At 70.2% G+C, this 12,312-nt stretch carries 11 protein-coding genes; 2 read left to right on the forward strand and 9 right to left on the reverse strand.

Going from position 1 to position 12,312, the window contains the following annotated elements; all coding sequences use genetic code 11:
* Nucleotides 1-169: 169 nt before the first annotated feature.
* From EV186_RS03380 to EV186_RS03395, 4 genes are all read right to left on the reverse strand, one after another.
* A complete protein-coding gene (locus tag EV186_RS03380) occupies nt 170-583 on the reverse strand; it encodes a hypothetical protein (protein WP_133847596.1) in 414 nt (137 codons plus the stop codon).
* A gap of 19 nt (nt 584-602) precedes the next feature.
* Nucleotides 603-3,362: a type I DNA topoisomerase gene (topA, locus tag EV186_RS03385; protein ID WP_133847597.1), complete on the reverse strand. Its 2,760-nt coding sequence runs from the start codon at nt 3,360-3,362 to the stop codon at nt 603-605.
* Nucleotides 3,363-3,490: 128 nt separating this feature from the next.
* A complete protein-coding gene (locus EV186_RS03390; protein ID WP_133847598.1) occupies nt 3,491-4,090 on the reverse strand; it encodes a hypothetical protein in 600 nt (199 codons plus the stop codon).
* A gap of 659 nt (nt 4,091-4,749) precedes the next feature.
* Nucleotides 4,750-5,091: a hypothetical protein gene (locus EV186_RS03395; protein ID WP_133847599.1), complete on the reverse strand. Its 342-nt coding sequence runs from the start codon at nt 5,089-5,091 to the stop codon at nt 4,750-4,752.
* Between EV186_RS03395 and EV186_RS03400 the strand changes: the two genes are divergently transcribed.
* Nucleotides 5,090-5,296: a hypothetical protein gene (locus EV186_RS03400; protein WP_133847600.1), complete on the forward strand. Its 207-nt coding sequence runs from the start codon at nt 5,090-5,092 to the stop codon at nt 5,294-5,296. The genes EV186_RS03395 and EV186_RS03400 overlap by 2 nt on opposite strands.
* Before the next feature lie 152 nt (nt 5,297-5,448).
* Here EV186_RS03400 and EV186_RS03405 read toward each other — a convergent pair whose 3' ends face one another.
* The gene (locus EV186_RS03405; RefSeq protein WP_133847601.1) at nt 5,449-7,797 is read right to left on the reverse strand and encodes a sodium-translocating pyrophosphatase; all 2,349 of its coding nucleotides are present in this window, start codon (nt 7,795-7,797) and stop codon (nt 5,449-5,451) included.
* 269 nt (nt 7,798-8,066) lie between these two features.
* Here EV186_RS03405 and EV186_RS03410 point away from each other — a divergent pair, with 269 nt between their 5' ends.
* Nucleotides 8,067-10,493 (forward strand): DEAD/DEAH box helicase, encoded by a 2,427-nt coding sequence (locus tag EV186_RS03410; RefSeq protein ID WP_424982364.1) that lies wholly within the window; start codon nt 8,067-8,069, stop codon nt 10,491-10,493.
* Here EV186_RS03410 and EV186_RS03415 read toward each other — a convergent pair.
* The 4 genes from EV186_RS03415 to EV186_RS03430 form a co-directional block, all read right to left on the reverse strand.
* Entirely contained in the window at nt 10,472-11,113 is a 642-nt protein-coding gene (locus EV186_RS03415; RefSeq protein ID WP_133847602.1) for a bifunctional DNA primase/polymerase, read from the reverse strand. The genes EV186_RS03410 and EV186_RS03415 overlap by 22 nt on opposite strands.
* 205 nt (nt 11,114-11,318) lie before the next feature.
* A complete protein-coding gene (locus EV186_RS03420; RefSeq protein WP_133847603.1) occupies nt 11,319-11,738 on the reverse strand; it encodes an Rv3654c family TadE-like protein in 420 nt (139 codons plus the stop codon).
* On the reverse strand, nt 11,735-12,115 hold the full coding sequence (locus EV186_RS03425; protein ID WP_133847604.1) for a TadE family type IV pilus minor pilin: 381 nt from the start codon (nt 12,113-12,115) through the stop codon (nt 11,735-11,737). Before EV186_RS03425 ends, EV186_RS03420 begins: the two co-directional genes overlap by 4 nt.
* Nucleotides 12,115-12,303 (reverse strand): DUF4244 domain-containing protein, encoded by a 189-nt coding sequence (locus tag EV186_RS03430; protein WP_133847605.1) that lies wholly within the window; start codon nt 12,301-12,303, stop codon nt 12,115-12,117. Before EV186_RS03430 ends, EV186_RS03425 begins: the two co-directional genes overlap by 1 nt.
* Nucleotides 12,304-12,312 lie beyond the last annotated feature (9 nt).

The following is a 12,312-nucleotide window of genomic DNA, read 5'->3' on the forward strand; positions in this document are numbered from 1 at the left end:
GGCCCGGACTCAGTCCCCCGCTGATGCCGTCACCTCATTCCATGTCGGCGCACCCAGCGTAGTCCGCGACCCTCGTCCCCCAAGCGGACCACGGAGCGCGCGACCCGGCCGTGGTGACGTCATGCAACCACGGCGGCGAACCGCTCATCTTATCGGGTGGTTCTTGGGGTCAGTTGCCCGTGATCCCCGTGATGACCGCCCGGGCGATCAAGAACAGGATGAACAGCGTCACGATCCATGTGATGAGAACCACACGCCCGCCGCTCCTGGGCGGGCGCTGGCGCACCGCGGGGCGCGGCCGATAGCCGGCGGCGGGAACGCCCGCGGGCCGGCGGACCTGCGGCGCGGGCTGCTGGGCCCGCTGCCGCCTGCCCCTCGGCTGCTGGGGCTCCGCGAACACCGCGCTGATCCCCGGCGCCACCGCACGCGGCGAGGGTGGTGGCGGCACGGCACGGGCGGCCTGCCACGACTCGGGCGACACGCCGGGCAACGCCTCGCCCGTCAACAAGCCGGCGAGCGGGTCGGGCAACAACGGCTGCGGCGGCAGGTCCTGCGTGCCGTCGAGCCACACGGGCTCGGTCACATGGTCGAGCGTAACCGCGCTACTTGCCGGCCGTCGCCTTCTTCGTGGCGGGCTTGCGCCTGGTGGTCGTCGTGCGCTTCTTCGGCGCCGGGCCCTTCGCCCGCTTCTCCGCCAGCAGCTCGGCGGCGCGCTCGTCGGTGAACGTCTCCACGCTGTCGCTCTTGCGCAGCGAAGCGTTGGTCTCACCGTCCGTGACGTACGGGCCGAACCGGCCGTCCTTGACCACCATCGGCTTGCCGGACACCGGGTCGTTGCCCAGCTCCTTCAGCGGCGGCGCGGACGCGGCGGCCTGGCGGCCCCGCTTCTTCGGCTCGGCGTAGATCTTGAGCGCCTCGTCGAGGGTCACCGTGAAGATCTGGTCCTCGCTGGTCAGCGACCGCGAGTCGGTGCCCTTCTTCAGGTACGGGCCGTAGCGGCCGTTCTGCGCGGTGATCTCCTCGCCGGACTCCGGGTCCTTGCCGACCACCCGCGGCAGCGAGAGCAGCTTCAACGCGTCGTCCAGCGTGACCGTGGCCAGGTCCATGCTCTTGAACAGCGAGCCGGTCCGTGGCTTCGGCTTGGTCTTGCTCTTCTTGCCGTCGGTCTCCTCCGGCTCGGGCAGCACCTCGGTCACGTACGGACCGAAGCGGCCCTCCTTGGCCACGATCTCGTGCCCGGTGACCGGGTCGGCACCCAGCGAGCGACCCTCCTGCGGGGTGGAGAAGAGCTTCTCCGCGATCTCGAGGGTCAGCTCGTCCGGCGCGAGGTCCTCGGGCAGGTTCGCCCGCTGCGCCGAACCGTCGACCTCGCGCTCCAGGTACGGGCCGTAGCGGCCGACCCGCACCACGATCGACCGATCGTGGTCGTCGGTGAACATCGGGATCGAGTTCACCGCACGCGGGTCGATCTCCTCGACGCTCGACCCGACGAGCTTCTTCAGCCCACCGGAGCGGCCGATGGAGTTGTTCACGCCGATGTCGCCGCCGAAGTAGAACCCGGCGAGCCAGCTGGTGCGCTCCTGGTTGCCCGCGGCGATGCTGTCGAGCTCGTCCTCCATGGCGGCGGTGAAGTCGTAGTCGACCAGCCGCTCGAAGTGCTGCTCCAGCAGGCCGATCACCGAGAACGCGATCCACGACGGGACCAGCGCGGAACCCTTCTTCCACACGTAGCCGCGGTCCTGGATGGTGTTGATGATCGACGCGTACGTCGACGGCCGGCCGATGCCCAGCTCCTCCAGCGCCTTGACCAGGCTGGCCTCGCTGTAGCGCGGCGGCGGGCTGGTGGCGTGCCCGTCGGCGGTCAGCTCGGACGCGGTGACCTGCTGGTCCTTGACCAGCCGCGGCAGCCGGCGCTCGGCGTCGTCGGCCTCGCCACCGGCCTCGGAGTCGACGGCCTCGACGTAGGCACGCAGGAAACCCGCGAACGTGATGGTCCGGCCGGACGAGGCGAACGTGCACTCCTCGCCGCTGGACGCCGTGCCGGTGATCCGCACGCTCATCGTGGTGCCGCGTGCGTCGGCCATCTGCGAGGCGATGGTGCGCTGCCAGATCAGCTCGTAGAGGCGGAACTCGTCACTCTGCAGCTCGTTCGCGACCTGGCCGGGGGTGCGGAACACCTCGCCGGCCGGGCGGATCGCCTCGTGGGCCTCCTGGGCGTTCTTGACCTTGCGGTTGTACTGCCGGGGCTGCGGCGAGACGAACTGCGCGCCGTAGAGGTCGGTGGCCTGCGCACGAGCCGCCGCGATCGCCGTCTCCGACAGCGTCGTGGAGTCGGTACGCATGTAGGTGATGTAGCCGTTCTCGTACAGGCGCTGCGCGGTGCGCATGGTGCGGTCGGCGGAGAACCGCAGCTTGCGGCCCGCCTCCTGCTGCAGCGTCGAGGTCATGAACGGCGGGTACGGCTTGCGGGTGTACGGCTTCTCCTCGACGCTCGACACGCGCATCTGCGCGCCGGTGAGCGCCTCGGCCAGGCGGGTCGCGTCGGCCTCGGCGAGCACCGTGACGTCGGCGTTCTGCTTGAGCTTGCCGTCGGCGCCGAAGTCGCGGCCGGTGGCGACGCGGGTGCCGTCGACGGCGACCAGGCGCGAGGAGAAGATCGGCGGCTCGGCGTCCTTGCCCGCGTCCATGCTGGCGGAGATGTCCCAGTACGAGGCCGAGACGAACGCCATCCGCTCGCGTTCGCGCTGCACCACGATCCGGGTGGCCACCGACTGCACGCGGCCCGCCGAGAGCTTCGGCATGACCTTCTTCCACAGCACGGGGCTGACCTCGTAGCCGTAGAGCCGGTCGAGGATGCGGCGGGTCTCCTGCGCGTCGACCAGGTCCTGGTCGAGTTCGCGGGTGCTCTGCGCGGCGGCCCGGATGGCGGACTCGGTGATCTCGTGGAAGACCATCCGGCGCACCGGCACCTTGGGCTTGAGCGCCTCCAGCAGGTGCCAGGCGATCGCCTCGCCCTCACGGTCGCCGTCTGTCGCGAGGTAGAGCTCGTCGACGGTCTTCAGGGCTTCCTTGAGCTCGGTGACCGTGGCCTTCTTGTCCGGCGTGACGATGTAGATGGGCTCGAAGCCGTTGTCGACGTTGACGCCGAGGTTCGACCAGGACTCGCCCTTGTACTTGGCTGGGACCTCGGCCGCCTTGCGGGGCAGGTCGCGGATGTGACCGCGCGAGGACTCGACCACGAAGTTGCGCCCGAGGTAGGACGCGATCTTCTTGGCTTTGGCGGGCGACTCGACGATCACCAGCCGGCGCGGCTCAGTGCCGGCCGACCCGCCGCTGCTCTTCGTCCTCGTGGATCCTGCCACCCTTGCCCTGCTCTTTCATCGACTCCTGCGTCAGCCCGTCAGTGTGCACCAGCCACGGCTGCGCCCCGTACTCCAGGTACGGAGCACATCGCCGAACCGCAGCCGCCCTGTTACCAGCTGTAGCACGTTCAGCTCATCGCATGCACTCTCGACGAGGCCGGCCAGTGCTCCAACGCGTGGCGGTCCGGTGGTGTTCCGACGAGCTCGACCAGGCGACTCAGCCTGCGTCGGCCGGTCACCTTAATACTTGGGTTGCCTTCGGGCGGCGTGAGTACACCAACGCGGAGCCCGGCGCGGGCCAGCGCGGCGACAAGCGGCTCGTGCGTCTGCGGCGCGTCCGGGTCGAGTTCCAGCAGGTAACTGCCCTCGAGCCAACTGCCCGCAGTGAGCACCCAGAGGCGCAGCGGACCGCCGGTGAGGGTCAGTCCGGGCGGGATGGTCTTCGTCGTGTCGCGAGTCCAGGCGTCGGCGAGCGGGGTCAGGTCCGTGCGGAACGGGGTATGCAGGGCGACCGATTCGTTCTCGTCCGGCTCAAGGCGTGCGGACACGCCGCGTTCGGCGAGGGCGGCAGCCAGCGCCCGGGCTCGCCACCGGCTGTCGACGGTGATGGAGAGCCGCGCCGCGGTGCGCGCGAATCCGGCCATCCGTCCCCGGGCGCACAAGACGCCCGCCAGGTCGCCGAGGCAAGGCGCGGCAGCCTCGGCGGAGAAGAACGACAACTGCGGCACGCGATCAGGTTAGAACACCCGTTCGACCAGGGTAAAGCACCATCAGCCCCACACGTCACGCCATTCACCCGCCTCGCCTGCCGTGAACAAGCCCGCTGAACCCCATACCCCCAGGTCACCGCCCTGCCCAGGAATAAGCCCGCTGAACCCCGTCCCCACAGTTCGCCCACCCGTGCGCCAGCCCGGCCCGAGACGGCCCCACCTAAGCCGCCGCCGAGGCGCCCGTGAATAAGCCCGCTGAATCCCGGACCCGCAGGTCAACGGCACCTTGCCCATCGGCGCGGGATTAAGCCCGCTGAATCCCGAGCGGCCAGGTCAGGTGCATCTCGCGCAGGCACGCCGAGAGACGAGCCGGCGGTCGCAGGGGCGCCGGTAGGAGGTCGCGGGGGCGGCCGTGAATAAGCCCGCTCAATCCCACACCCGCAGGTCAACGGCACCTTGCCCGTGGGCCCGGGATTAAGCCCGCTGAATCCCGAGCGGCCAGGTCAGGTGCATCTCGTACAGGAACCGGGGACGGAGCCGCCGATCGCAGGGATGCCAGTGAGGGTTCGCACGGGCGTCGGTGAATAAGCCCGCTGAATCACAGGTGGGTGGGTCGGGGGCACCGTGAGGGGTGCGGATCAAGCCTGCTGGATCGGGTTGGTGCAGGTCAGGACGGGTTAGGGGGTGGCTAGGGCTTGGCAGTGGGGGGCCTGTTTGGCGGCGTTTGCCAGGTCCTTGTTGTTCTCGAGGGAGGCGAGGGGGTTGCTCGAGCCGAGGGCCTGCATCTTGGGGCCGATGTCGGCCATGGACGCGGCGAGGGCGTTGGGGTCCTTCGTGGCCTCGAGCTTCTGCTTGGTCTCGAGGAACGCCGTGCGCGTCTTGTCGTACTGCGTGGCGAGGGCCTTGGCCGCCTCGTCGCCGCCCTTGACCGGCGACGGGCCGAGGGCCTTCAGCGCGGCGGACGTCTTGCCCAACTGGTCGGCGATGTTGCCGAAGAACGTCGCCAGCGAGGTGCGCATGGCGTCGGGGTTGCTCGAATCGATCTGCGGCTGCGTGCTCGCCGACTTCACCAGGTCGTCGATCGGGCGGCAGAAGCTGTCCATCCACCGCACGGACGGGTCGTTCGGCACCGGTGCGCTGCCCGAGTCCGTCGACGGGGCGGACGCGGAGGTCGAGGCGCCGGACGAGGGCGGCGGCGTGGCCGACGACGAGCCGCTCGCCTGATCACCGCCGGAAGAGCTGCAGGACACCGCGAAGGCAGCGACGAACGCAACAACGAGCAGCCGCTTGGTCATGCGGGAAACCTACCCGCAGGCAAACACGAAACGCGCCCGGTCCGATGAACCGGACCGGGCGCGTTCGCGACTAGCGATTGATCAAGCAGCCCCGTTGGCCACGCGCTCCGCCGGGTTGTCGGCGATGGCGTTGCTGCGGCGCTTCGACACGATGACCGCGCCGACGATGATCACCACGGCGACGAGCGCGATGACGACCCGCACCGGGGTGTTCTTGTCCTCGCCGATGGAGAAGGCGACGACAGCCGGAGCGATCAGCAGCGAGACCAGGTTCATGACCTTGATCAGCGGGTTGATCGCCGGGCCGGCGGTGTCCTTGAACGGGTCACCGACGGTGTCACCGATGATGGTGGCCTCGTGGGCCGGGGAGCCCTTGCCGCCGTGGTTGCCGTCCTCGACCAGCTTCTTCGCGTTGTCCCACGCGCCACCGGAGTTGGCCAGGAACACGGCCATCAGGGTGCCGGTGGCGATCGCGCCGGCCAGGTAACCGGCCAGCGGACCGACGCCGAGGCCGAAGCCGACGGCGATCGGCGCGAACACCGCGAGCAGACCCGGCGTCGTGAGCTCACGCAGCGAGTCACGGGTGCAGAGGTCCACGACCCGGCCGTACTCCGGGCGAACGGTGCCGTCCATGATGCCGGGGTTCTCGTGGAACTGGCGGCGCACCTCGAACACGACGGCGCCCGCCGCACGGGACACGGCGTTGACCGCGAGACCCGAGAACATGAACACGACGGCCGCCCCGAGCGCGATGCCGACCAGCGTGTTCGGGCTGAACACCAGGGCGACGAAGGACTGGCCGTCCGGGTCGCTGGAGGCGAACAGGGTGCCGTTGGTCAGCGTGTTCGCCGCGTCGGCCGTGGCGTGCGCGGCGTCGAGCACGGCCTGGCGGATCGCGTTGATGTAGGAGCCGAACAGCGCGGTCGCCGCGAGCACGGCGGTCGCGATCGCGATGCCCTTGGTGATCGCCTTGGTGGTGTTGCCCACCGCGTCGAGCTCGGTCAGGATCTGCGCGGCCTCGCCGTCGACGTCACCGGACATCTCGGCGATGCCCTGCGCGTTGTCGGAGACCGGGCCGAAGGTGTCCATGGCGACGATGACGCCGACCGTGGTGAGCAGACCGCAACCGGCCAGCGCGATCGCGAACAGCGCCACGAACAGCGAACCGGACAGCAGGAACGCGCCGTACACGGCGGCACCGATGACCACCGCGGTGTACACGGCGGACTCGAAACCGACCGAGATGCCGGAGAGGATCACGGTGGCCGCACCGGTCAGCGAGGTCTCGCCGACGTGCTTGACCGGCTTGTGCTCGGTGCCGGTGAAGTAGCCGGTCAGCCAGAGGATGAAGCCGGCCAGCACGATGCCGATGATCACCGCGACGGTCGCGATGACCGCCGGGCTGCCCGCGGTGCCCGACTCCGTGGAGTTGGTCAGGTCCGCGAACGAGTTCGGCAGGAAGATGAACGCCGCGGCCGTGCAGAGCACCGCGGAGATCAGCGCCGAGATGTAGAACGACCGGTTGATCGCGGTCAGGCCGCTCTCGCCGGGCCGGGCCTTGGTGATGTAGACGCCGATGACGGCGGTGATCACACCCAGCGCCGGGACGATCAGCGGGAACAGTAGACCCTTGTCGCCGAACGCGGCGGAACCGAGGATCAGCGCGGCGACCAGGGTCACCGCGTAGGACTCGAAGAGGTCCGCGGCCATGCCGGCGCAGTCACCCACGTTGTCACCGACGTTGTCGGCGATGGTCGCGGCGTTGCGCGGGTCGTCCTCGGGGATGTTCTGCTCGACCTTGCCGACCAGGTCGGCGCCGACGTCCGCGGCCTTGGTGAAGATGCCGCCACCGACACGCATGAACATCGCGATCAGCGCGGCGCCGAAACCGAAGCCTTCCAGCACCTTCGGCGCTTCGCCCGCGTACGCGAGCACCACGACCGAGGCACCGAAGAGGCCGAGGCCGACGGTCGCCATGCCGACCACACCACCGGTGCGGAACGCGATCCGCGTGGCCTTCTCGCGGGCACCCTCCTCACGGGACGCGGCCGCCACGCGCAGGTTCGCCTGCGTGGCGAGCCACATGCCGAGGTAACCGATGCCGAAGGAGAACGCGGCGCCGACGAGGAAGAAGATCGAACGGCCGATCCGCTCACCCCAGTTGTCGGCGGGGAGCGCGAACAGCAGCAAGAACACGATCCCACCGAAGACGGTGAGGGTGTTGCGCTGCCTGTTGAGGTAAGCCGCCGCGCCTTCCTGGACCGCCTTGGCGATGTCCTGCATCTTGGTGGTGCCTTGGCCAGTGGCCAGGACCTCCTTGAGCAGGACATACCCGACGGCCAGAGCTGCGAGGGCGACCACGGCGACCACGGCGACCACGCCGTAACCCCCGCCGGAGAGAGTGCCCTCCGCTAGGTACTGCCCGGACATCTGTCCTCCTGTGACTACTGCCAATGACAAGGCCAGTGACCGGAGACTGCGTCCGGTACCGACGCCGTGTGGTTGCGACCCTGAAGACGGGACGACCGGCGGAGTCTATTGGTATGCCAATCCAAGATCGTCAGCCGTCCCGGAACGTGCACCGTCCGTTATCACCGGATTCGCCTTCATGATCGATCCAGCCGACGTCGATTCGAACACTTGGTCGGGGTGCTCGCGAACGTGTCGGTGGGGCATGCGAAGCTCGACAGGTGGCCGATCTGGACGCGACACGCCGGGGACGCGGCTTGCTCGATCGCGTGCTCGCCGGCGTGCCGGCGGGCGAGTCGCCGCTGACCTACGCGACGGACCTGCCCGAGCGCATCGCCACTCTTGGTGACTGGCCAACGTGGACACCCGACGTCGTTGTTACCGCTTTGAGATCAGCGGGGATCGAGCGTCCGTGGGCGCACCAGGCGCACGCCGCCGAGTTGGTGCGCGCGGGGTCGCATGTGGTCATCTCGACGGGCACGGCGTCGGGGAAGTCCCTTGCCTACCAACTGCCGGTGCTCTCGGCGTTGGTCGAGGACCGCAAGGCGACCGCGTTGTACTTGTCGCCGACGAAGGCGCTCGGCGCGGACCAGCTGCGGTCGGTGCAGGCCCTGGACGTGCCGGACCTGCGGGTCGCGAGTTACGACGGCGACACGCCGATGGTCGAGCGGGACTGGGTGCGGGCCCACGCCCGCTGGGTGTTCAGCAACCCCGACATGCTGCACCGCGGCGTGCTGCCGCAGCACGCGCGCTGGTCGATGTTCTTCCGCAGGCTCACCCACGTCGTGGTCGACGAGTGCCACGCGTACCGCGGGGTTTTCGGTTCGCACGTCGCGTTGCTGTTGCGGCGGATCCGCCGGGTCGCCCAGCACTACGGCGCCGACCCGGTGTTCGTGCTCGCCTCGGCGACGGTGTCGGACCCGGCGACGTCGGCGGCGCGCCTGGCCGGGGTCGAGTGCGTGCCAGTGACGGAAGACACATCGCCGCGTGGCGCGCGCACGATCGCCTTGTGGGAACCGCCGCTGCTGCCCGACTACGCCGGTGAACACGGCGCGCCCGTTCGGCGTTCGGCCGGCGCCGAGACCGCACGCATCCTGACCGATCTCGTCATCGAGGGAGCGCGGTCGTTGGCGTTCGTGCGGTCGCGGCGCGGCGCGGAGCTGACCGCACTGGCGGCCAAGCGCGCACTGTCCGAGGTGGACGAATCGCTGGCCGAGCGGGTCGCCGCGTATCGAGCGGGCTTCTTACCGGAGGACCGGCGGGCGCTGGAGAAGGCGCTGCTTCAGGGGAAACTGCTCGGGGTCGCGAGCACGAACGCGCTGGAGCTCGGGGTGGACATCGCCGGGCTGGACGCGGTGGTGGTCGCCGGGTTCCCCGGCACGCTCGCGTCGTTCTGGCAGCAGGCCGGGCGCGCGGGCCGGGCGGGTGACGGCGCGCTGGTCGTGTTCGTGGCCCGTGACGATCCGCTGGACACCTACTTGGTGCACCACCCGGCCGCGGTGCTGGACCGGCCGATCGAGTCGACCGTGCTCGACCCGACGAATCCCTACGTGCTGGCACCGCAGTTGGCGTGCGCGGCCGCCGAACTCCCGCTCACCGAGGATTGCCTGCCGGTGTTCGGCGGGGAGGCCGCCGAGGAGGTGCTGGCCGCGCTGGTCGCCGACGGCGTGCTGCGGCGCAGGCCGCGTGGCTGGTACTGGACCAGTCGCCAGCGCCCGCACGCGGATGTGGACATCCGCGGCATGGGTGGCGAGCAGATCGCCGTGGTGGAAGCGGATTCGGGCCGGATGCTCGGCACGGTCGACCCGGCGATGGCGTGCGCGACGGTGCACGAGGGCGCGGTGTACCTGCACCAGGGACAGTCCTATGTGGTCGACGAGCTCGACCTCGAGTCGTCGCTTGCCTTGGTGCACAGCGAGAATCCGGAGTGGACGACCCAGCCACGCGAGGTCGTCGACATCTCGGTGTTGCGCACCACCGAGCAGGAGCGGTTCAAGACCGACGACGGCGAGGTGACCGTGTGCGTCGGCGACGTCGCGGTGACGTCACAGGTTGTCGCGTACCTGCGGCGGTTGCCGTCAGGTGAGGTGCTGGACCAGGTGCCGCTCGACCTGCCCGAGCGGACGCTGGAGACCAGGGGTGTCTGGTACACGATCAGCCAGGAGTTGTTGTGCGGCAGCGCACCGGGGGGCGCCGGTCTGAAACCGGCGCGCATCCCCGGCGCGCTGCACGCCGCCGAGCACGCGGCGATCGGCCTGCTACCGCTGTTCGCGACCTGTGACCGTTGGGACATCGGCGGGGTGTCCACCGCGTTGCACGCTGACACCGGGGAGGCGACGGTGTTCGTGCACGATGGTCATCCCGGGGGCGCAGGTTTCGCCGATCGCGGCCATGCCGCGCTGGTCCCGTGGTTGGCCGCGACGCGGGAAGCGATCGCTTCCTGCGAGTGCCCGGCCGGCTGCCCGTCCTGTGTTCAGTCGCCGAAGTGCGGGAATGGCAACGAACCTTTGGACAAGGCCGGCGCGATGGCTGTGCTGGACGTCGTGCTCGCCGCTATCGGCGAGCCGGCGCCAGACAGCCGGCCTGATGGAGTTGTGGTCGAAGGAGCTGCCGGGTCGGTCGTTCGCGCTACGACTCAGTCGACGGCGACGAGCTGACGCTCGGCGGCCACGCGTCCGGCCAGCGCGTCCGCCAGCACGTTCTGCACCACGTCGGCGTGGGGGAACTCCCAGCCGCACACCTCGGGCTTGACCCGCCAGTGCGCGACGCCGTGCCGGAAAGAGCTTGGTGGCAACGGGATCCAGCTGCCGGCGCCGTGCAGGGTCACGTCGGCGTTGTTCGCCAGGTCCGCCCGCAGCTCACCCGCGACGGTGGTGAGGAAGAGCCACTTGCCGTCCGGCGTCGCGACGATCGGCACCGGCACGCCGAGCAGTCGCAGCGCTCGGGCCGCCTGGCGGCCGAGCTCGTCGGGCACCTCGATGGCGTCGAGCACGACGCCGGTCGCGAGCAGGAGGCTGTAGGGCTGGCCGGTCCACCAGGCGGCGACCTGCTCGGCGTCGGTGCCGATGCGCTGCTGCCAGTTCTCGTGCACCGGCATGAGGCCGTCGGCCTCGACGCCGTCCCGGCCGGCCCAACGCGCCTGCGCCGGGTTGACCGAGCCTGTCGGATAGGTGCCGGGCAGCACGGGCCACCCGCGCCACGCCAGGCCGATCGCCTCTGCGCGCAGCTCCACACGGAAGGCTCCGCGCCAGCTATCCGACCACTCCGAATCCACCATGGTGGGTACTGCCTCCTTGACCCCTTCGGACACCGTTGCGGTGTCGTACTCATGACTTAACGGCACGGTGCGTGCCTTTCGTAACTTGCAGTCGACAACTGGTCGGTTGGCGACGACGAGTGATGCGGGTCCCATCGGGCGGCCCGATCCCTGTCTGCCGGTCGTCGCGGTGGCCACGTACGCCAAAACGGCGGTGTGATGCCGTTCACCGTGCCGGGGCGACCGTTGCTCGTGCGTTCGGTGCGGTGGCCGGGTGCGCGACCGGCCGCTCGTCGGCGGTGAGTTGCACCGGCCCGGCACGCGCGTGGGCGTGCACCCGGCCGGTGAGCGGTCCGCCGGGCTCGGCCGACACCTCGACCAGCGCGTCCGCACCGTCGAACCAGCAGCGGTCGAGGTGGACGGTCATGTTGTCCGCCACCCACCTGGCGCGTGCGCAGGCGTGCTCCTCGTCCGAGCCGTCGGCGGCCGCCGCGGCCGCGGCGAGCACCGCCAGGTCGGCGGCACCGGCCGCCCGGTGCCGGGCGATCTCCGCGGTACCGACCGCCATGACCAGCGTCGCGGTCAGCACCAGCGCGGCGATCGCCACGGCGCCGAGGACGGTCGCCGAGCCGCGGTCGCCGGTCATGGCGGCCCCGGTTCCGGCGCTGGGTCCTCCGGTTCGGCGACGGCCACGGCGTGGGCGTGCGGGTGGACGCCGGGCAGCAGTGGGCTCACCGCATCGAGCACGACGTCGACGGTGATGGTGTCGCCCTGCACCTTGACGTCCAGCCGCGCACCGCTCGGCGCGATGTCGGCGACCGCTTGACGTGCTTGACCGGGATCACCGCGAGCCAGCAGGCGTGCCGCTTCGCGGGCGGCGTCGGTGCAGCGCAGCTGGTCGAGCACCGCCGTGAGCCCGGCGAGCAGCACCGCGACCACGGTGACCACGGCGGAGAGGGCGATCGCCGCCTCGACGGTGGCCATGCCCGCATCGCGGGTCGGGCCCCGGGTGCGGGCGCGCATCAGAGGTTCAGCGCCAGGGCGCGGCTGATGATGCCGGTCAAGGCCGCGAGAACGTCGTCGCCGGTGACGATGTGGTAGAGCACCAGCGCGAAGGCGGCGGCCGCGACCGTGCCCACGGCGTACTCGACCGTGGACATGCCGTCGTCGGCGGTGACCAGGTGGTTCAGCCGGGCGTGGGTGGGATTCATTTCTCTCTC

The organism is Labedaea rhizosphaerae (genome assembly GCF_004362825.1).
Taxonomy (GTDB): Bacteria; Actinomycetota; Actinomycetes; order Mycobacteriales; family Pseudonocardiaceae; genus Labedaea; species Labedaea rhizosphaerae.

Bases quoted from the DNA above. Each gene is read 5' to 3' on its own strand.
- EV186_RS03400 (WP_133847600.1), top strand. From the start codon at position 5,090: ATGGCGTCGGGGTTGCTCGAATCGATCTGCGGCTGCGTGCTCGCCGAC.
- EV186_RS03395 (WP_133847599.1), bottom strand. From the start codon at position 5,091: ATGCGCACCTCGCTGGCGACGTTCTTCGGCAACATCGCCGACCAGTTG.
- EV186_RS03405 (WP_133847601.1), bottom strand. From the start codon at position 7,797: ATGTCCGGGCAGTACCTAGCGGAGGGCACTCTCTCCGGCGGGGGTTAC.
- EV186_RS03415 (WP_133847602.1), bottom strand. From the start codon at position 11,113: ATGGTGGATTCGGAGTGGTCGGATAGCTGGCGCGGAGCCTTCCGTGTG.
- EV186_RS03420 (WP_133847603.1), bottom strand. From the start codon at position 11,738: ATGACCGGCGACCGCGGCTCGGCGACCGTCCTCGGCGCCGTGGCGATC.
- EV186_RS03425 (WP_133847604.1), bottom strand. From the start codon at position 12,115: ATGCGCGCCCGCACCCGGGGCCCGACCCGCGATGCGGGCATGGCCACC.
- EV186_RS03430 (WP_133847605.1), bottom strand. From the start codon at position 12,303: ATGAATCCCACCCACGCCCGGCTGAACCACCTGGTCACCGCCGACGAC.